The organism is Bradyrhizobium sp. BRP19, from assembly GCF_020194195.1.
Lineage (GTDB): Bacteria > Pseudomonadota > Alphaproteobacteria > Rhizobiales > Xanthobacteraceae > Bradyrhizobium > Bradyrhizobium yuanmingense.
This window is the reverse complement of the sequence record NZ_JADYVZ010000008.1, coordinates 86,604-105,950: the sequence shown is the minus strand read 5'-3', so window position 1 is coordinate 105,950 and position 19,347 is coordinate 86,604. Positions and strand designations below refer to the sequence as shown.

At 64.8% G+C, this 19,347-nt stretch carries 20 protein-coding genes and 1 pseudogene; 8 read left to right on the top strand and 13 right to left on the bottom strand.

Going from position 1 to position 19,347, the window contains the following annotated elements; all coding sequences use genetic code 11:
• From I6F36_RS23670 to I6F36_RS23660, 3 genes are read right to left on the bottom strand one after another with little or no spacing between them, the layout of a single operon-like run.
• Complete coding sequence (locus I6F36_RS23670; RefSeq protein ID WP_036007882.1) at positions 1–1,026, bottom strand: ABC transporter permease; 1,026 nt, start codon at positions 1,024–1,026, stop codon at positions 1–3.
• A complete protein-coding gene (locus tag I6F36_RS23665; protein ID WP_225172286.1) occupies positions 1,023–2,540 on the bottom strand; it encodes a sugar ABC transporter ATP-binding protein in 1,518 nt (505 codons plus the stop codon). The genes I6F36_RS23670 and I6F36_RS23665 overlap by 4 nt, the downstream gene beginning before the upstream one ends.
• Positions 2,541–2,573: 33 nt before the next feature.
• Positions 2,574–3,527, bottom strand: coding sequence for a sugar-binding protein (locus I6F36_RS23660; protein ID WP_225172285.1), 954 nt, complete (start codon positions 3,525–3,527; stop codon positions 2,574–2,576).
• A gap of 384 nt (positions 3,528–3,911) precedes the next feature.
• Here I6F36_RS23660 and I6F36_RS23655 point away from each other — a divergent pair, with 384 nt between their 5' ends.
• Together I6F36_RS23655 and I6F36_RS23650 are read left to right on the top strand one after the other, a co-directional pair.
• On the top strand, positions 3,912–4,079 hold the full coding sequence (locus tag I6F36_RS23655) for a hypothetical protein (protein ID WP_197424369.1): 168 nt from the start codon (positions 3,912–3,914) through the stop codon (positions 4,077–4,079).
• Positions 4,080–4,140: 61 nt separating this feature from the next.
• On the top strand, positions 4,141–4,548 hold the full coding sequence (locus tag I6F36_RS23650; protein WP_057026612.1) for a hypothetical protein: 408 nt from the start codon (positions 4,141–4,143) through the stop codon (positions 4,546–4,548).
• A gap of 75 nt (positions 4,549–4,623) precedes the next feature.
• Here the strand turns inward: I6F36_RS23650 and I6F36_RS23645 are convergent, their stop codons facing one another.
• Positions 4,624–5,199 (bottom strand): nuclear transport factor 2 family protein, encoded by a 576-nt coding sequence (locus I6F36_RS23645; RefSeq protein ID WP_225156490.1) that lies wholly within the window; start codon positions 5,197–5,199, stop codon positions 4,624–4,626.
• 79 nt (positions 5,200–5,278) lie between these two features.
• Between I6F36_RS23645 and I6F36_RS23640 the strand changes: the two genes are divergently transcribed.
• From I6F36_RS23640 to I6F36_RS23625, 4 genes are all read left to right on the top strand, one after another.
• Positions 5,279–6,232: a LysR family transcriptional regulator gene (locus tag I6F36_RS23640; protein ID WP_225172284.1), complete on the top strand. Its 954-nt coding sequence runs from the start codon at positions 5,279–5,281 to the stop codon at positions 6,230–6,232.
• 159 nt (positions 6,233–6,391) lie between these two features.
• Positions 6,392–7,852 carry a GH1 family beta-glucosidase gene (locus tag I6F36_RS23635; RefSeq protein WP_225172283.1) on the top strand — a complete coding sequence of 487 codons (1,461 nt, stop codon included), beginning with the start codon at positions 6,392–6,394 and terminating at the stop codon, positions 7,850–7,852.
• Between the two features lie 243 nt (positions 7,853–8,095).
• Positions 8,096–9,328: an acetyl-CoA C-acetyltransferase gene (locus I6F36_RS23630; protein WP_225172282.1), complete on the top strand. Its 1,233-nt coding sequence runs from the start codon at positions 8,096–8,098 to the stop codon at positions 9,326–9,328.
• Between the two features lie 345 nt (positions 9,329–9,673).
• A complete protein-coding gene (locus I6F36_RS23625; protein WP_018320691.1) occupies positions 9,674–9,976 on the top strand; it encodes an HU family DNA-binding protein in 303 nt (100 codons plus the stop codon).
• Positions 9,977–10,046: 70 nt separating this feature from the next.
• Here the strand turns inward: I6F36_RS23625 and I6F36_RS23620 are convergent, their stop codons facing one another.
• From I6F36_RS23620 to I6F36_RS40015, 8 genes and pseudogenes are all read right to left on the bottom strand, one after another.
• Positions 10,047–10,202: a hypothetical protein gene (locus tag I6F36_RS23620; protein WP_225127644.1), complete on the bottom strand. Its 156-nt coding sequence runs from the start codon at positions 10,200–10,202 to the stop codon at positions 10,047–10,049.
• A gap of 5 nt (positions 10,203–10,207) precedes the next feature.
• Positions 10,208–12,586, bottom strand: a complete 2,379-nt coding sequence (gene lon, locus I6F36_RS23615) for an endopeptidase La (protein ID WP_225172281.1) — start codon at positions 12,584–12,586, stop codon at positions 10,208–10,210.
• Between the two features lie 8 nt (positions 12,587–12,594).
• Positions 12,595–12,978, bottom strand: coding sequence for an Hsp20/alpha crystallin family protein (locus I6F36_RS23610; protein ID WP_024342525.1), 384 nt, complete (start codon positions 12,976–12,978; stop codon positions 12,595–12,597).
• A 168-nt stretch (positions 12,979–13,146) separates the two neighbouring features.
• Positions 13,147–13,713: a ferritin-like domain-containing protein gene (locus tag I6F36_RS23605; RefSeq protein ID WP_225172280.1), complete on the bottom strand. Its 567-nt coding sequence runs from the start codon at positions 13,711–13,713 to the stop codon at positions 13,147–13,149.
• A gap of 98 nt (positions 13,714–13,811) precedes the next feature.
• The gene (locus I6F36_RS23600) at positions 13,812–14,018 is read right to left on the bottom strand and encodes a hypothetical protein (RefSeq protein WP_225172279.1); all 207 of its coding nucleotides are present in this window, start codon (positions 14,016–14,018) and stop codon (positions 13,812–13,814) included.
• Positions 14,019–14,092: 74 nt separating this feature from the next.
• Complete coding sequence (locus I6F36_RS23595; RefSeq protein ID WP_225172278.1) at positions 14,093–15,280, bottom strand: carboxylate-amine ligase; 1,188 nt, start codon at positions 15,278–15,280, stop codon at positions 14,093–14,095.
• 3 nt (positions 15,281–15,283) lie between these two features.
• Entirely contained in the window at positions 15,284–16,102 is an 819-nt protein-coding gene (locus I6F36_RS23590; RefSeq protein ID WP_346656671.1) for a gamma-glutamyl-gamma-aminobutyrate hydrolase family protein, read from the bottom strand.
• Between the two features lie 6 nt (positions 16,103–16,108).
• Positions 16,109–16,309, bottom strand: a pseudogene (locus tag I6F36_RS40015) (DUF3606 domain-containing protein); the annotation flags it as partial.
• A gap of 266 nt (positions 16,310–16,575) precedes the next feature.
• Here I6F36_RS40015 and I6F36_RS23585 point away from each other — a divergent pair.
• Both I6F36_RS23585 and I6F36_RS23580 read left to right on the top strand, forming a co-directional pair.
• Complete coding sequence (locus I6F36_RS23585; protein ID WP_225172276.1) at positions 16,576–17,229, top strand: L-fuculose-phosphate aldolase; 654 nt, start codon at positions 16,576–16,578, stop codon at positions 17,227–17,229.
• A gap of 12 nt (positions 17,230–17,241) precedes the next feature.
• The gene (locus I6F36_RS23580) at positions 17,242–19,029 is read left to right on the top strand and encodes a chloride channel protein (protein WP_225172275.1); all 1,788 of its coding nucleotides are present in this window, start codon (positions 17,242–17,244) and stop codon (positions 19,027–19,029) included.
• A gap of 6 nt (positions 19,030–19,035) precedes the next feature.
• Here the strand turns inward: I6F36_RS23580 and I6F36_RS23575 are convergent, their stop codons facing one another.
• Complete coding sequence (locus I6F36_RS23575) at positions 19,036–19,287, bottom strand: DUF2798 domain-containing protein (RefSeq protein ID WP_225172274.1); 252 nt, start codon at positions 19,285–19,287, stop codon at positions 19,036–19,038.
• Positions 19,288–19,347: the final 60 nt, after the last annotated feature.

Below are 19,347 nucleotides of genomic sequence, written 5' to 3'. Positions count from 1 at the left end.
TCACTCCACCTTCACGCGCTCGAGCGGAGCCGCAGCGACGCTCGCCTGCTCCCGGCCTTTGGCCGCACTCGCGCGGTGGCGTCGCTGCACCAGATATTGATCGCCGAGCACGCCGACCAGGATCACCGTTCCCATCACCGCGAAATTGAGCGAGCTCGGAATGCCCAGCAGGTTGACGAGATTCTGCAGCACCTGGAGCAGCACGGTGCCGAGCACGACGCCGATGATCGAGCCTTCGCCGCCGCGCAAGGAGCAGCCGCCGAGCACGGCGGCGGCGATGGCGTAGAGCTCGTAGAACGAGCCGTGCACCGCCGGCGAAATCGAACGGGTGTACATCGCGATCAGGATCGCCGAAAACGCAGTCAGCCCGCCACAGATGACGTAGGCCGAGATGATCACGCGGTTGGTGCGAATGCCGGAGTACCGTGCCGCTTCCTCGTTCTTGCCGACGGCAAGGAGATAGCGGCCGAACACCGAGCGGTGAAGCACCACCCAGGCGATCACGGCCACCACGGCGAGCGCCACCACGCTGTGCGGCAGCGGGAATCCGAGCACGTTGGTGCGGCCGGCGGCCAGCCATTCCAACATCGGAAAGCTCGCGCCGAAGCCGAAGCCCGCCGTCGCGTCCTCGGTGTAATAGCGCGCCGCGCCGCGGTAGATCAGGAGGCCGCACAGCGTGACCACGAAAGCCTGGATCCGCATCCTGGTCACCAGCGTGCCATGAACCAGGCCGATCACGAGCCCGGCCGCGACGATCATCGCGAGGGCTACGACCCAGTTGACGTCGTGATTGACGATCAGGTCGATGAACAGGACGCCCAGCAGTGCGATCACCGAACCCACCGACAGCTCGATCCCGCCGATGATGATGATGAAGGCTTCGGCGATGGAGAAGATGCCGAACAACCCGATCTGGTTGGCGGTGTTCGAGAGATTGCCGACGTACAGGAATCTCGGATTGATCAGGGCGACAACGGTCCCGACCACCAGAATCAGAACGAGAAGGCTCAGGTCTTTCTTGCTCAAGGTCCCTCCGCCGTGATTGTGTGGCCAACGGCAAGCTGCAGCACATTGTGCTCACTGAACTGGCTGCGATCAAGGAAGCCCGAGATCGCGCCTTCATGCATCACCGCGAGCCGGTCGCTGACCCCGATCACCTCCTCCATGTCGCTGGAGATCATCAGGATCGCCACCCCGGCATCGGTCAGGCGGCGCAGCATGCCGTAGATTTCCTGCTTGGCTCCGACGTCGACCCCACGCGTCGGCTCGTCGACGATCAGCACCTTCGGCCGCATCGACAGCCATTTGGCGAGCACGACCTTCTGCTGGTTGCCTCCCGACAGCGAGCCGACGGCGGTCTTGACGTCGGGCGCGCGGATTTTTAGGCGCTCCCGCTGACGCACCGCGTTCTCGTTCTCGCGATCCGTATCCACCAGCCAGAAGCGCATATAGGACGCCAGATCCGGCAGCGAGATGTTTTCGGCGATCGAGACGTCGAGCAGCAGGCCGGCGCCCTTGCGGTCCTCCGGAACGAGATAGATGCCTTGCTCGATGGCGGCCCGTGGGCTTGCGATACGGATCGGCTCGCCATCGAGTCGTATCGTGCCGCCACGCAACGGGTCGATGCCGAAGACGGCGCGGGCGAGCTCGGTGCGGCCGGACCCGACGAGACCGGCAAGCCCGAGGATCTCGCCGCGGCGGACCGACAGGCTCACGGCGCGGCCGGGATAGGTGTCGGTGACGGCATCGACGATCTCCAGCACGCTGTCGCCGGGCGGCGCGGCCGGCGGAACGTAGAGCGATTTCAGGTCGCGGCCGATCATCAAGCGGATCATCGCCGCCGGAGAGAGCTCCGCACGCGTCAGCGCGCCGACCACGCGACCGTCGCGCAGCACGACCGCACGGTCGGCGCACTGCATCACCTCGTTGAGCCGATGCGTGATGAAGATGATGCTGACGCCGTGGGCTTTCAGGCCGGCCACGGTGCGCATCAGGCGGTCCGTCTCGGCGAGCGTCAGGCTCGAGGTCGGCTCGTCCATGATGACGAGACGAGCGTCGAGCGAAAGCGCCTTCATGATCTCGACCAGCTGGCGCTGCGCCAGCGACAGGTCGGCGAGCGGCGCATCGGCCGCGAAATCGCAGCCCAGCCGCTCCAGCAGCGGCGCGACATCGGCATACATCCGTTTGCGGTCGATCAGCCGCAAGGGTCCGCCGTGCACCGGCTCGCGGCCGATGAAGACGTTGCCGGCGACATCGAGATTGTCGAACAGGTTCAGTTCCTGATGGACGAAGGCGATGCCCGCCTTGATCGCATCCGCCACGGTGAGCGAAGATCGCGCGGCGCCATCGACACGAATAAAGCCGCCGCTGGGCCCCACGACCCCGCCGAGCACGCGCATCAGCGTCGACTTGCCGGCGCCGTTCTCGCCGATCAGCGCAACGACCTCGCCGGGCGACACCTGCAGACCGACGTGGTCGAGGGCGACCACGCCTGGATAGCTCTTGCTGATGTCGACCAGTTCGAGAAACGGTTCTGGCATGGCAGGCTGCACGGCGGGCAGCGCGGATCTCTCCTATCTCTTCAGCATCTGCTTCATCGAGGCCATGAACTCGTCGACATTCGCCTTTTCGATGACCTTGCCGGGCACGATGATGATACCGTTAGCCGGAATGCCGGACTTGTTGCCGCCGATGTAGTTCGCCATCAGCTTCATGCCCTGATAGCCCCATTCGAACGGCTGCTGCACCACCGTGCCGACGATGCTGCCTTCCTTGACGCCGCCGAGCGTAATCGGATCCTCGTCGAAGCCGATGATCTTGATCTTGCCGAGCTTGCCGGCCTCCTTGAGCACCTCGTAGATCCGCGGCGTGTTGTAGGAGTAGAAGCCGACGAGGCAGCTCACATCGGGCATGGCGGCGAGGATGTCCTCGACGTTGCGCTTGGCGCGGGTCTGGTCGATCTCATCGCCGCGAACGTCGACGAGCTCGACCTTCGAGCCTTTGAGCGTCTCCTTCACGCCTTCGATGCGCTCGCGTGCGTTGTCGGCGCCGGGTAGGCCGACGAAGCCGACGCATTTGCCGCCGTTCGGCAGCGCCTTGACCATCAGCTTTCCTGCCTCCTTGCCGAGGTCGGTGTTGGAGGAGCCGATATAGGCCACGCGCTTGGATTTCGGCGCGTCGCTGTCGGTGGTGAACAGCACCGTCTGGGACGCAACCTTGTTGAGATGCTCGGTCTGGTTCTTCGGATCGACCGCGCTGACCATGATGCCGGCGGCACCGGCGGCGACGAGGTCGTCCATCACGCGCTGCTGCACGGCGGCTGCAGCCTGTTCCGGATATTTGAACTGGAGCTCGTAGTTGGGCAGCTCGCCCTGCGCCTTCTTCATCCCGGCCTCGGCGATCTTCCAGAAGTCGGACGCCCCGTTGACGACGAAGGCCAGAACCTTCTTGTCCGCCGCAGCCGTCGGGCCGACACCCGCTGCGATCGCGAAGGCAACAGACACACCTGCAACCAAGAGACGCTGCATATCATTCCTCCCCTAAGGCGGTCGGCCCTTTTTGATGGCCAACTCTGCTTGAGCCCAGATTGGGCGCATGCCTCACCCCCAGCGGCACGGCAATCAGCCGCTACCCGCATCGTTGCGGCAGAGGCGGGTCACCGACCCGGCCGGCGAGGTGAAATGAGGCACGTACCTCAAGCTAGCAGAAGCCCGCCGCGCACGCAATTGGAAGCAACGGTCTGGACGTCAACCGCTGCGCTCAGGCTGGTGTCGCCGGTCCCACGGCAGCCTTTTCGGGCAATCCGCAAGCCGGCCGCGCCTTTAACCGACTGGAAACCATCGCAAATGATCTGAAAATTGTAACGAAACTCTCCGCCCGTCTCCGCGTCGGTTCGCCGGAGGGCAAGTCTCATGACAGAGCGCCAGTTGAGAGAGCAGGAATTCCAGATTGCGCGGTACCGGGATCTGGAGCGCGAGGTGACCGATCCGCTTGCAGCGTGTCTGCTTCACAGCATCATCGAGGAGCTCGAGGCCGAGCTGCGCAAGCAAAGACCGGATTGGCACGGGCCCGGTCATTAACCGTTTATTGGCGCTAATGATGCCAATTGTTGGCGTGGGAATACCAGGGGAGGCTGCTCCCATGCTGAAGGACGGCACCTACGCGGCGTGGTACAAGACGCCGCTCGACCATGGTACCGGGATCGTCCATGTCGCAGACGGCCAGATCTGGGGCCGTGACAGCCTGATGACCTATCACGGCACCTGCCAGATCGATGGGGATCGCTTCACCGCAACCGTATTGACGAAGCGTCACACCGACGGACGCGCCACCGTGTTCGGCAACGATCAAGAGCTGACGTTGACGATCGAGGGAAGCTGCCCTGGCAAGATCGCGACCTACACCGCGACGGCACCTCAGGCGCCGGGCATGATCCTCCACGGAACGCTCATCCTCAGGGAACAACAGCCGCCGCCACCTGAACCACCAGGGCAGATGCCGGCATTCAATCCCGACAAGCTGCCGAAATTGCCGAAGCGCTCGCGCTGAACATCGCGACGAAATCGCACGTCGTCTCGACTGGCCGCCGGCCGGCTCCGAATCCAGCTCATCTGCAGCGCTTCGTCATTTTTCCTCCGGCCATCCCCGGGCGAGTATCGCCGCCTGTTGCAAGGTGATGCTTCGGACCAGCGGGTCCGCATGACGGTGCACGAGTTGCCAATCCGTGCCGTCCTTGCGGTAGACTTCGGTCACGCGCAGCGACCAGTCTTGAGCCGGCAACCCGCCCACCTCGGCGCGCTGGCGCTCGACCATGACGAGAGCGACGAGCGCGTCGGATGCATAGGTTTGCAAAACCTCAAGTTCGGTTTGGCCTTCCCTGAAGTATCGGGAGAGGGCAGCCAGACGCTGGGGACTAGCGTCGAATCCCCGACTCGTAGGCCCGCCGAAGGGCTGCATCAGCGTGAAATCGGGCGCGATGCGGACAAGCTGGGACCAGCGATCCACATCGCCACGCATGAAGGCGGCATTCTTCTCGCGGGCGCGTTCGACGAGGCCTGCTATCGCGTCGCTTCCAGCGGCCGCATCGGCCGAAAGCTGACCGGACAGGGGAATTGCTGCGGTAGCGGCCATCATCGAGCGCCGCGATATCTTTTCCTGCTCGCATGGCCGCCTGTTCAGCCCGGACGGTTTGTTGGTCATTTCTCAGCTCCTGATCGAACGACGAGGCCCATGCATGAAGCCTTGATCCCAATGAATCCAGCGATATGATTTCAGCAACATGCTGAACCAAATTGATTTATCCAGGATCGACCTCAATCTCCTCGTGCTCTTCCGCGTGGTCCTGGAAGAGCGCCATGTCGCGCGTGCAGCCGCTCGGCTGAGCCTGACGCCGTCGGCTGTCAGCCATGCGCTTGGCCGCCTCCGTCTTCTGCTGAACGATCCGCTGTTTCTGCGGACGCCGAAGGGCGTCGTTCCGACGGCGCGCGCCCTGGAGCTCGGCGAGCCGGTGGCCGAGATCATCGCGCGCGTCGAACAGCTGATCGGCTCGGCCACACCGTTCGACCCGGAGCAAAGTGGCCGTCGATTTACGATTGGCGCTCCCGATGCCGTACTGGTCTCAGCGATCGGTCCGCTGTTGCAATCGATCGCGACTGCGGCGCCCCACATTGATATCGGGCTGATCCACCTGATGCCTGCGCCGCGCGGTGGTGCAATCGGAGAACCTTGGCAGCAAAGCCTAGACATGCTCGAACGACGCGAGCTCGATATCGCAATGCTGCCGCTGCCGGCGGTATCACCGCGTTTCGAGGCGCGCAGGCTTTACGAGGAGGAGTTCGTGCTGGCCATGCGCAAGCGACATCCCTTCGCAAAAGCGACAACCCATGCTGCGTTCGCGCGATCACAGCACCTGCTGGTCTCTCTCAGTGGGGAACCGCGCGGTTTCGTTGATGAGATGTTGGCAAAGCGCGGCCTCGAACGCCGCATCGCTTTGACTGTTCCGAATTTCATGATGGCGCTTGCCCAGCTTTCCGGGTCTGATTTGATCGCCGCATTGCCGCGCCGACTGGTGGAGCAGCACGCCAGCCGTTTCGGCCTCGTGTTGGTCGAGCTGCCTTTCGCGCGCAAACCGGATACGATCCGGGCCATCGCGACCAAAGCGGCTATGAAAGACGCGGGCATCGCGTGGCTGATGCAGATTGTGGTCGGTTCAATCGGAGCAGGCCGAAGCTAGAATCCGGTTTGAACTCAATAGGCGTTCATCTCGGCAAGGGAACGGCATTGTGCTGCCGCGCCTGCGGTGGCGGATCTGGGACCTCCTGCACCCGCTTCTCAAATCGCCCGGAACTGTTCATTGTGCCGGCCCGAAACGAAAAGAAGTGGAGCAGCATCAATGACGGAGGGGGTCTCGCGCCGCCGGTTTGCCAAGCTGGCGGGATTGTCCGCAGCCGGGATTGCGAGTCCGCTTGTCGCCGAAGCCAAGCCGGCGCGGCCGCCGCGCAATGCAGCCGGTTTTCCGGCGGGCTTTCTCTGGGGCACGGCGACCTCGTCCTATCAGGTCGAGGGTGCGGTCGAGGAGGACGGGCGAGGGGCCTCGATCTGGGACAAGTTCGTCCGCATCCCCGGCAAGATCGAGGACGGCACCAACGGCGACCGCGCCAACGAGCACTATCACCGCTACAAGGAGGACATCGCCCTCATCAAGGAGCTCGGCTGCAAGGCCTATCGCTTCTCGGTGGCCTGGCCGCGGCTGTTCCCGGACGGCGACGGCAAGCCCAATCCAAAGGGGCTCGACTTCTACAACCGTCTCGTCGACGAGCTGCTGAAGAACGGCATCGAGCCGTGGCTGACCCTCTATCATTGGGACCTGCCCCAATCGCTCCAGGACCGGTTCGGCGGTTGGCGTTCGACCGAGACCTGCAAGATCTTCGGCGACTACGCGGCCTATATCGCCGCGCACCTCACCGACCGCGTCAGGAACGTGTTCACGTTGAACGAGAGCGGGCGCTTCGTCTATTTCGGTTACGGCGTCGGCATCGACGCGCCGGGCTTGAAGCTGCCGCAAGCCGATGTCAATCAGATCAGGCACAACAGTGCGCTGGCGCACGGGCTCGCGGTGCAGGCGGTGCGAGCCCATGGCCGCCGCGGCACCAGGGTGGGGCCGGCGGAGAACATCGATGCCTGCGCGCCTGCCTTCGACACGCCGGAAAACGTGCGGGCCGCGGAGACCGCGCTGCGCGAGATGAATGCCGGCTACCTCAACGTCATCATGACGGGCCGCTATACCGACGCCTTCCTGAAATACGCCGGGTCCAACGCGCCGAAATACACCGATGCGGAGCTCAAGATCATCTCTTCGCCGGTCGATTTTCTCGGTCTCAACATCTATGCGCCGCAGAACTACGTGGTGGCCTCCGACCAGGGCGCGGGCTTCAAGCCGCTGCCGATCCCGAAATCGTTCCCGCACATGAATTCGGACTGGCTGCGCGTCGGGCCCGAGACGATCTACTGGGTGCCGAAGCTGGCGGCGAAGATCTGGAAGACGGATGCGATCTATATCAGCGAGAACGGCACCTCCGGCGACGATGTGGTGTCGCCCGACGGCGAGATCTACGACACCGATCGCATCATGTATCTGCGCAACTATCTCGCCCAGCTCCAGCGCGCCACCGACGAAGGCGTGCCGGTGCGCGGCTATTTCCTCTGGAGCCTGATGGACAATTTCGAGTGGGTGTACGGCCTTAACAAGCGTTTCGGGCTGTACCACGTCAATTTCGACACCCAGGTCCGCACGGCAAAACTCAGCGCCAGCTTCTACCGCAACGTGATCGCGAAGAACGCGGCGGGGGCGTAGCTCTTCTCCCTCTCCCCGTTCTTACGGGGAGAGGGCAGGGGTGAGGGGCTCTCTCCGCGAGTCCATCTGTCACCCTGTCACCGTTCTTGCTGAGGCTCCCCCTCACCCGGATTTTCCGCTGCGCGTAAAATCCGGCCCCTCCCCGCACGCGGGGAGAGGCGAAGGGCGAGCGCCGCACATTGACTCTCTTCTCCCCCTTATTCAAAACCGTTCTCAACACCCATAAACAAGAGGACGACGCCAATGCCTGACGCGCTGATCATTGATGCCTGCCGCACGCCGCGGGGCATCGGCAAGGCCGGCAAGGGAGCCCTCTCGGGCATTCATCCGCAGCAGCTCGGGGCGACCGTGCTGCGCGCACTCGCCGACCGCACCGGCATCGATACCGCCGATGTCGACGACATCGTCTGGGGCTGCAGCGCGCAGGTGGCAACGCAAAGCGGCGATCTCGGCCGCATGTCGGCGCTCGATGCCGGCTACGACGTGCGCGCCAGCGCGGTGACGCTCGACCGCTTTTGCGGCAGCGGCATCACCAGCGTCAACATGGCGGCAAGCTCGATCATGGCGGGTGCGGAAGACCTCGTCATCGCCGGCGGCTGCGAGATGATGTCGATGGAGGGACGCCGCGGCGGCGGTCCGATGATGATGGACGGCGGCAATCTGCGTCTGCGGGCACGGCATCCGCAGTCGCATCAGGGCGTCTGCGCCGATGCGATCGCGACGCTGGAAGGCATCACCCGAAGCGACGTCGACGCGCTCGGGCTGGAGAGCCAGAAGCGCGCCGCGCATGCGATCGCGAACGGCCACTTCAAGAACAGCCTCGTGCCGGTCCACCGCGAGGACGGCAGTCTGGCGCTGGATCATGAAGAATACCCACGGCCGCAGACCACGATGGAAGGCCTCAGCAGCCTGAAGCCGGCATTCCCCGCCGTCGCGGACTACGCGCTCGACGACAAGGGCACGACCTATCGCGGCCTGATCCTGCAAAAGTACCCTGATCTCGAAATCGACTTCGTGCATCACGCCGGCAACTCCTCCGGCGTCGTCGACGGCGCTGCTGCGATCCTTTTGGCCTCGCCCGCTTATGCCAAGGCGCATGGCCTTAAAGCCCGGGCCCGCGTGGTCGCGATGGCCAACATGGGGGACTCGCCGACCCTCATGCTGAACGCACCGGTGCCGGCAACGCGCAAGGCGCTGGCCAAGGCGGGGCTCACCATCGACGATATCGACCTGTTCGAGATCAACGAGGCCTTCGCCGTGGTGGCGGAAAAATATATCCGCGACCTCAAGCTCGATCGGGCCAAGGTCAACGTCAACGGCGGCTCGATCGCGCTCGGCCACCCCATCGGCGCCACCGGCTCGATCTTGATCGGCACCGTGCTCGACGAGCTCGAACGGCGCGACCTCAAGCGCGGTCTTGTCACCATGTGCGCCGCCGGCGGCATGGCGCCGGCCATCATCATCGAGCGCGTCTAGCCAATCGCCCACTGACTTTCTCCCCATTTTTACGGGGAAGAAGACCGGCGACCAGCGATCCGACCCTTATTTTTCAGGGTGAAACACGACCGGCCTCTCATAAAGAGGCCGGTCGTCGCTTGTCGAAAGCGGCGAATCAGTTCTAGCAAGGTTGCGTGCGGGCCTTTGAAACAAGGCAAAAACCGCTGCCCGAGGCTTCCTCCGCTCTGGAAGTAGCTAAAAAGCAGGGTTTTTTGTCACAGCAGGCCAGAAAAGCCCGTAATTTCGCGACAAAACTGTGCAGAAGGCTATAGGCCTTCAACGGTTGGTCTAATATGCAACCGGCAACGAATCAGAGGAGACACGATGCCGACCCAGATGTCCAAATCGCAATTGATCGAAAAGATTGCGACCGCCACCGAGCTTTCCAAGCGTGACGTCAAGAACGTCATGGAGACGCTGACCGACGTCGGCCACAAGGAGCTCAAGAAGAACGGCCTGTTCCTGGTGCCGGGCTTCGCCAAGTTCGTGGTCATCAAGAAGCCCGCGACCAAGGCGCGCAAGGGCACCAACCCGTTCACGGGTGAAGAGATGATGTTCAAGGCCAAGCCGGCCCGGAAGATCGTCCGCGCCCGCCCGGTCAAGGCCGCCAAGGACGCCGTGGGCTAACAACGCAAAGGCCCCCTCGAACGAGGGGGCCTTTTGTCTGGGGCTGCCGCGAGGGTTCGAGACGGAGGGCTCAACCCTTGCGGCGCTTCACTCGGACCGTAGCAGGCTGAAGCCGCGGCTCGGGTCCTGCGAGCCCATCGCGAATCCGGTCGATCGCGCGATCGAGCAATTGGCGCAGCCGCTGCGTCTTCCGCGACCGCTTCGCTATTTCCAGCAGTTTCTTCATCGCCTTTACTCCGCCGCTTCCTTGGCTTCAGCCGGCTCGAGCGCCGCGGCGATGGCTTCGTCGACGCGCTCCAGCCAGATGAACTCGAGGGTGTCCCGCGCGCTCTTCGGGATGTCGTCATAGTCCCGCTTGTTGCGCGCCGGCAGCATCACCCGCTTCAGGCCGGCAGCAGCCGCAGCCACCACCTTCTCCTTGATGCCGCCGACCGGCAGCACCAGGCCGCGCAGCGAGATCTCGCCGGTCATCGCGGTGTCACTCCTCACCGTGCGGTTGGTGAGCAGGGAGGTCAGCGCCGTGAACATCGCAACGCCCGCGCTCGGCCCGTCCTTCGGGGTTGCGCCCGCGGGGACGTGAACGTGGATGTCGCTCTTCTCGAACGCTTGCGGATCGATGCCGAGCTGAGAGGCCCGGCTCTTCACCAGCGTCAGCGCAGCCTGCACGCTCTCGCGCATGACGTCGCCGAGCTGGCCGGTCAGGATCAGCCCGCCCTTGCCGGGCACGCGCGTGGCTTCGATGAACAGGATGTCACCGCCGACCGGCGTCCAGGCAAGGCCGGTGGCAACGCCCGGAACGCTGGTGCGCAGTGCGATCTCGCCCTCGAAGCGCGGCTGGCCGAGCACGGTGGCGATGTCCTTTGCCGTCACCGTGACCTTCGCGGCCGTGCCTTCGGCGACCTGCACCGCGGCATGCCGGAGCACCTTGCCGATCTCGCGCTCGAGGTTACGCACGCCAGCCTCGCGGGTGTAGCCCTTGACGATCAGCTTCAAGGCTTCCGGCTCGATCTCGGCCTGCTCGGCCGAGAGGCCGTTGGCCTCCAACTGCCGCCGCACCAAATAGCGCCGCGCGATCTCCAGCTTCTCGTCCTCGGTGTAGCCGGCGAGGCTGATCAGCTCCATGCGGTCCAGCAGCGGACCCGGGATCTGGTCGAGCATGTTGGCGGTCGCGATGAACACGACGCGCGACAGATCGAAGGGCACGCCGAGGTAATTGTCCCGGAACGTTCCGTTCTGCTCGGGGTCGAGCACCTCCAGCATCGCGGCGGAAGGATCGCCCTGCACGCCACGGCCCATCTTGTCGATCTCGTCCAGCATCATGACGCAGTTCCTCGCGCCCGCCTTCTTGATGCCCTGGATGATGTTGCCGGGCAACGCGCCGATATAGGTGCGGCGGTGACCGCGAATCTCGGCCTCGTCATGCACGCCGCCCAAGCTGACGCGCACGAAGGGGCGATCCATCGCGCGCGCGATGGATTGGCCGAGCGAGGTCTTGCCGACGCCGGGCGGGCCGACGAAGCACAGGATCGGCGCCTTGCCCTGCGGGGCGAGCTTGCGCACCGCCAGATATTCGATGATCCGGCTCTTGATCTTCTCCAGGCCGAAATGGTCGGCATCCAGGATGGCTCGCGCCTCCTTGATGTCGATCGGCTTCTCCGCGGGCAGCGCCCAGGGCAGCTCGATCAGCCAGTCCAGATAGGTGCGGACCATGCCGGCCTCGCCGGCGGCCTCCGGCATGCGCTCGTAGCGGCGCAGCTCCTTCTTGGCATGCGCTTCCGCCTCCGGCGGCATGTTGGCCTTGGCGATCGCAGCCGTCAGCTCGGCGACCTCGGCCTGCTTGCCGTCGCCTTCGCCCAGCTGGCGCTGGATCGTCGCCATCTGCTCGCGCAGGATCGCCTCGCGCTGCCGCTCGTCGAAGGAGGCCTTGGTCTGCTGGCCGATTTCGTTGCTGATGCGCAGCACCTCCAGCCGCTCGGCCAGGTGCTTCGACACCTTCTCCACGCGAAGAGCGAGGTCGATGGTCTCCAGCACCTCCTGCTTGTCCTGCGGCTTGATGTCCATGAACGAGGTTGCCAGATCCGCCAGCGCGCCGGGCGCGCTGGTGCCCTGGAACATCGCGGCGAGCTCGGGCGGCGCCTGCGGCAGCAGCTCGATCGCCTCGATGGCCTGGCGCTGCAGGTTCAGCGCGCGGGCCTCGATCTCGGGCGAGGTCGTGGTCGGCTCGGGGATCTGCTGGAAGCGCGCGGCCGGGAACGGCGTCCCCGGCAGGAAGTCGAGGATGCGCGCGCGCTGCACGCCCTGGCAGACGATGTGATGAGTGCCGTCGGGCGCGGTGATGTAGCGCACGATGTTGGCGATGGTTGCGACCCTGTAGAGGTCGTCCGGCCCGGGGTCATTGGTCTCGGGGCTGCGCTGCAGGACGATGCCAATCGGCCGCTGCTCGCGCAGCGCCTGCTGCGCGGCGGCAATGGACTTCGCCCGGCCGATCGTGATCGGCGCGATCGCGCCGGGAAACAGCACCATCTCGCGCACGGGGACGATGATCAGCGCGTCGTCGGGGATCTTCACGTCGTTATTGCTTTGTTCGTTGTTCATCTGTTCGGTGGCCATGATCGACCTCAGGATTTCGCGAGGCGCAGTGCGACGCAGCCGTCCATCACGAAGCGGCTGATGGCGTAACGGCCGAGGGGCAATGCAATGCGGCGCTCAAAACGCCCTTGCGGCAGCTCGAGCCGATGGATGCGGGCGTTGCGAAGCTCCGGCGGGAGGGTGCGCTGACCCGAGATGACGAGCACGCCGTCATGGATGACGGTCTCGACATTGTCCGGATTGACGCCGGGAAGCGCGACCAGGATCAGGAGCTCACGCTCGGTTTCGAGCACGTCGATCGGCGGCTCCCAGCAGGCTTCCTGGCGGCCGAACTGCTGGCGCAGCCGATCGGCGCGGGTCAGCGAGTCCAGGGCTTCGGACAGCATCCAGTCGAGGGGATTTTTGGGTTGCATGATGCGGGCTCTGGGGTGGGAAAGCCTGCATATGGGGCGAGTTCCAAGGAAATCCAGTACGGAAATCCAGTGCAGTGGCGCTGACGTGCCATGCGCCGCCGTGCGATCAAGGCAAGCGAACGCCGCGGCATGCGGCCGCGACGTTCCGTTCATCGGCAGGGCGCGGGGTCAGGCCGCCGCGCGGTACTCTTGTTCCGCTTCGAGGTTGATCACGGAGGTGGCGAGCTCGGTCAACGTCTGATCGGTCGCCTCTTCCTCGTCCAGCGTCTCCTGGAGCAGCCTTGCGGCGTCCTGCATGCCGAGCTCCTCGGCCCAGGTGCGCAGCGTGCCGTAGCGGGAGATCTCGTAGTGCTCGACCGCCTGTGCTGCCGCGACCAGTCCGGCATCGAGCGCCGGCGCGCCCTTGAACTCCTTCATGATCTCGGCGCCCTCGTCGGCAATGCCGTTGATGGCTTCGCAGGGCTTGCCGCGTGCCGGCTTGCCCAGCATCTTGAAGATCTGGTCGAGCCGTTTGACTTGGCCCTGGGTCTCACGCAAATGCTTGTTGAAGGCGGTCGCAAGCTCCTTGGAATTCGCGGCCTTGGCCATCTTGGGCAGGGTCTTGATGATCTTGTTCTCGGCGAAATAGATGTCCTTCAGCGTCTCCAGAAACAGGTCGCTGAGCATCTTCGGCGCCTGACGCGGCCGGCGCGCCGCGGTCTTCTTGGTCGTGCGTTTCTTCGCTCGTTTAGCCATACGTCCTCCTCATGAGGCGACACGGGAAGGCCTCGCCTTCCTCAATCCTCGGGCGATCAAAGCCGTCGGAGAACGAAAGTTCCAAACTGCAACCTTGCTCAGGTCGGGCGTTTGTAGGGGTCTTCCTGGCGCTGGCGCTCTTCCGTCGCGCGGTCGAGACGTGCGCGCTCGCTGCGGCGCAGATGGCCGGCCTTCATCACCCCGTAAACGAGGGCCGCGCCGAGCACGAACGCGCCGATGAACCAGAGCCAAAGCATCTGGGCCGAGGCGTGGCCCAAGAGCATGCTAATTCCGCTGTCGCTCATGATTGGTCTCCACCATTGTCCATTGCTGTCTAGCTAAGTCGGCGGCCGAAACCTCGTTCCATGCGGCTGCGGCGTCAGACCAGGTCGGTCAGCGGTTGCCGCACGGCGGGCGCCTTCGGCTCGCCGCCCCGGGCGGTGAAGTCTCCGGCTTCGCTGGAAGTGCGCAGCCATTTCGTCACGTCGCTGATTGCTTCCCGCGGCGAGTGGCCGAACTTGCGCAAGCCGCGAAAATATTCGAGCTGAAGGTGGGCCGATGTGCCGCGCTTGGGGATCGACTTCAGATGCTGGATGTCGTCTTCGATGCCGAGATGGTCGACGTGGGGTGCCACCATGGCGATCACCGAATCGAGCCAGCTTCTGAACGAGACCGGCTCGAACGAGACCAGGTCGATATAGGTGCCGTCGGTTCCGTAGCGCTGGGCGCGCCAGCGATTCTCCTCCACCAGCGCGCGGTGCACGGCCGAATAGGTGGCGTTCAGCTCGGGATGGTGGACGGCGTGGCGGACCAGCGCGCGGAACAGCGCCGCGATCGCCACCGAATCCGCGATCGCCGTGCAGCAATCGGTGATGCGCAGCTCGAGAGTCGGATGCTGCAGCGAGGGCCGCAACGCCCACCAGACATAGGTGGCGTTGGGGATGATGCCGGCATCGACCAAGGTCTTCACGTAGGTCTCGTATTCGGAAAGGTTCCGAAACATCTCGGGAAAGCCGGTCCGGGGCAGGGCATCGTTGGCGGCATTGCGGTAGCCCAGCAATCCCGTCGGGTAGCCGCACCAGAACGGCGAGGAGGTCGAGAGCGCCAGCAGCAGCGGCAGGAACGGCACCAGGCGGTGCATGATCTCGACGCGCAAATCGGGCTCGGGGACCTCGACATGGATGTGCAGTCCGCTGATCGGGTTGCCGAGGCCGACCATCCCGAGATCGCTGATGACCTTGCTGTAGCGGCGCTTGCGCGTCATGCGCTGCTGCTGCGGCTGCGCCAGCGGGTGTGTGCCGGCCGCGATGATGCCGACACCGTGGTCCTTGCCGACCTCGGTGAGCACCGACCGATAATGCGCGAGCTCGGCCAGCGCATCGGCCGAAGACGTCAGCGGCGGGGTCGCCACCTCGATCTGCGATTGCAGGATCTCGGTGGTCAACCGTTCGCCGAGCCGCTTCTGCGCCGCGGCCATGTAAGCCTTGGGCAGCTCGGATCGCGGCGCCGCAGACTGGCGGTTGACCAGAAAATATTCCTCCTCGATGCCGAAGCGGTAGCGGTGCATGGCCTAGGCCGCCCCTTGTGCCTTGGCGTGACGGCGAACCGCGTCCCCGAAGGCTGACAGAATGCGCGCCGAGGCGTGATCGGAGCTCGCCCAATAATCGGGATGGAAAAGGGTGCCGAGCGCAAAATCGCTGGCGCCCTCGACGCTGACAGCCTCGATCGAGCCGTCCTCGGCGACGGCTTCCGCGACGAGACCGGGTGCGAGATCGGCGATCAGGAAGCTGTGCAGCGAATTCACCATGATCGAATCCGCGCCGCAGATCTGTTGCAGGACGCCGCCCTTGCGCAAGCCCACCTTCTGCCGCAGCCGATAGCGGGCATCCTCGTTGTCCGCCTCGGGCGTGCCATGGCGTTGCTCCTCGGCCAAATCGTCGGGCTCTTTCGCCAGCGTGCCGCCGAAAGCGACGTTCAGCTCCTGGAAGCCGCGACAGATGAACAGAGCGGGGATGCCCCGCGCCAGCGCCCGCGGAATCAGGCGCAGCGCGACCTCGTCGCGGAATTCGTCGAACGGGCCGTCACGCTTCTCGTCGACCGTTTGTCCATAGCGGGACGGATGGACGTTGGTCTGTCCGCCGCCGACGAAGAGGCCGTCGAGCCCGTCCAGATAGGCGTCGATGTCAGCTTCGGGCGCCGCAGGCAGAATTCGCGGCACGGCGCCGGCGACAAGGCCGATCGCATTGACGCAGACCATCGAGACCGCGGCGAGCTGTTCGCCGCGCGCGACCATGGAATCGGAGAGAATGCCGATCTGCGGTGCGCCGCTGCGCCCCTGCCACTGCCCACGCGAGGCGCTACGCCGCCACTGCTGAAGGCCGTACGCCACGGCATCCGCTGCGCTGCCGAATTGATGAATCGCCGCCTTGAGCTCTTTGACGTTTGTCCCTAATCGAAGCGCCCAGTGGCTGCAGGCAACGGGATCGTGCGGATCAATTCTGGAACGGGGCTCGTGCAATTGCTTCGGCTGCTTCTGTTCGTGTGTCGATGCACAGTGAAACGGCAATCGTCGGGAATGGTTGCTTTGCGATTGCACCGTTCGATCTCATTGCCTCCGCAGCAGCCTTAACTTTTGTTATTGCTCTCGCGCGTCCTCGGCATGCTGCTCGCCGCCTATCCGTGCAGTTCGTCATCAACGGGTGCGCGGCGGTCCGGACCGGCCTGCCCCGGTAGCTGCGACAATCTGTTAACCTGTCGCTATCCCGTTCGGCCGGAGTGTCACGGGATCCGGGACGCTTTCGCTTGCACTGTCATGTTGCTTTGACGTAACTCGGTCCAATAAGCCCTCGACAGGAAATCGACATGTCGATGACAGCGGACGAGCTCGGCAAGAGACAGGCCATTATCGACGCCTGCCGGCGCATGAACGCGCTCGGCATCAACCAGGGCACATCGGGCAATATCAGCGTCCGGCATGTGGACGGCCTCCTGGTCACGCCGACCAGCGTGCCCTATGAGGCCATGCGTCCGGACCAGATCGTCTTCATGGCCATGGACGGCTCGCACGCGCCCGACCAGAAGCCGTCGAGCGAATGGCGCTTTCATCGCGACATCCTGAAGTCGCGGCCCGACGTCAACGCCGTCGTGCACGCCCATCCGACCTATTGCACCATCCTGGCGATCATGGGCATGGAGATCCCGCCCGTGCATTACATGATCGCGGCGGCGGGCGGCGACAGCATCCGCTGCGCGCCCTACGCGACGTTCGGAACGGCGGAGCTGTCCGAACATGCGGTGCGGGCACTGGAGGGCCGGCTCGCCTGCCTGCTCGATCACCACGGCATGATCGCGATCGGCAAGACGCTGGACAAGGCGATGTGGCTGGCGGTCGAGGTCGAGACGCTGGCGCGGCAATATCACGGCTGCCTCCAGATCGGACGACCGCCGCTGCTCCCGAGCGAGGAGATCGAGCGGGTCCGTCAGCGCATGGCGGGCTACGGCCTGTCGGAAGGGTAGGGCGGGCCAAAGGTGTTCGTGCGGCTCAGGCATCTCCTCGATCGCAAGAAGACGAACCGCACCATGGTTCGGTTGCGCGCCCTGTTGCGCAGCAACGAGTTCTACCTGATCCCGCTGGCGCTCGTGATCGGCACGCTCGCGGGAGCCGTCGTGACGCTGATGGCCCACATCGCCCAGATCGCGCATGTCGTGATCTACGGCATTCCCGTTGATGTCCACCTGTCGGCCCACGCACGTGTCAGTCCGTGGGCGGCACTGATCGCGCCTGCGCTCGGCGGGCTGGTGCTCGGAATCATGGAATGGTCGCGGCGGCGCATGAAGATATCGAACGCGGTCGATCCGATCGAGGCGAACGCGCTGCGGGGCGGCAATCTGTCGATGCGCGACAGCGGGGTGGTCGCAGGCCAGACCCTGATCTCGAACGGCTGCGGCGCCTCCGTCGGCCTCGAGGCGGGCTACACCCAGATCGGTTCGGGCATGGCCTCGCTGATCGGCAAGTTCTTCAATCTCCGCCGTAACGATCTGCGCCTGATGGTCGGCTGCGGCGCTGCTGCCGCGATCGCGGCCGCGTTCGGCGCGCCGATCACCGGCGCGTTCTACGCTTGCGAGCTGATCGTCGGCGTCTATGCCGTCGGCAGCGCCGCGCCGATCCTCGCCGCCTCGCTTGCGGGTGCCTTGACCGCGCAATGGCTGGGCGGCGCGCCGTACTCGCTGGAAATACCGAAGGTCAGCGCCGTCGGCGTCGAGCAATATCTGGCACTGATCGGGCTCGCCCTCATCACCAGCGGCGTCGGCATCGCCGTGATGCGCTCCTCGCCGATGTTCGAGCGGCTGTTCGCCTGGATGCCGGTCTGGCTGCGTCCTGTGATCGGCGGGCTCATCGTCGGCGGGTTCGCCATCATCACGCCGCAGGTTCTCGCGGCCGGCCATGGCGCCATGGTGCTCGATCTCTTCCACGACATGACGATCGGCCTGATCGCGCTGATCATCGCCTTGAAGTTGACGGCCTGCCTGATCTCGCTCGCCTCCGGCTTTCGCGGCGGCCTGTTCTTCGCCTCGCTGTTCGTCGGCAGCCTGATCGGAAAGTTCTTTGCCGCGGTGCTGCTGCTCATCAGCCCGAACTTCGCGATCGATCCGCTGGTGGCGATGTTGACCGGCATGGCGACGCTCGGCGTCGCTATCGTCGGCGGCCCGCTCACGATGTCGTTCCTCGTGCTCGAGATGACACGTAACGTCGACGTCACCGCCGTGGTGCTGGCCGGCTGCATCGTGACCTCGATCTGCGTGCGCTTCATGTTCGGCCATTCCTTCTCGACCTGGCGCCTGCATCTGCGCGGCGAGACCATCCGCAGCGCCAACGACGTCGGCTGGCTGCGCAATCTCACGGTCGAGCGCCTGATGCGCTCGGACGTCGGCAAGGTGCCCTCGACCACGACGATCGCCGCCGCGCGCCGCGAGTTCGCGCTCGGCTCGCGGCCGGGAATCGTCATCGTCAACAATGCTGACGAATATATCGGCCTCGTCCTGCTGCCCGATTTGTTCTCCAGCGACCTCGACACCATCGCCGACGACATCCAGGTGATCGAGCTCGCCCGCCTGATCGACATCGTGCTGATCCCGGAAATGAACGTGAAGTCGGCGATGGCGGTGTTCGACGAGGCCGAGGCGGAGATGCTGGCGGTGGTCGATTCCACCGACAGCCGCAAGGTGGTCGGCTTCCTCACCGAGAGCTTCGCCCGCCGCCGCTATGTCGAGGAAATCGACAAGGCGACGAGAGGCGTGCTGGGGGCGCTGTCGTAGGCGCGGTTACCGGCGGGGTGGCGCTGCGACGAGCCAGGCCACGATGCGGCGGACCAGCGGCAGCACCACGAGCAGGGTCGGGAAGGCGACGAGCCAGGACAGTCCCCAGGCGCCCGGCCAGGTCGCCAGGAACGCCGGCGTTGCCCCCAGGCTCCGCAGCGTCGAAATGACCGATACCACCGCCGTCATGAGGGTGGACAGCACGAATGGCGTCACGATCGGCGCATAGCGCGCCGGCAGTTTGCGAACCACGATCATCTGGTTTCTCTAGGAAAGGACGCGTCGATCTCTTGAACCTGGAAAATGGCATCGATCCCG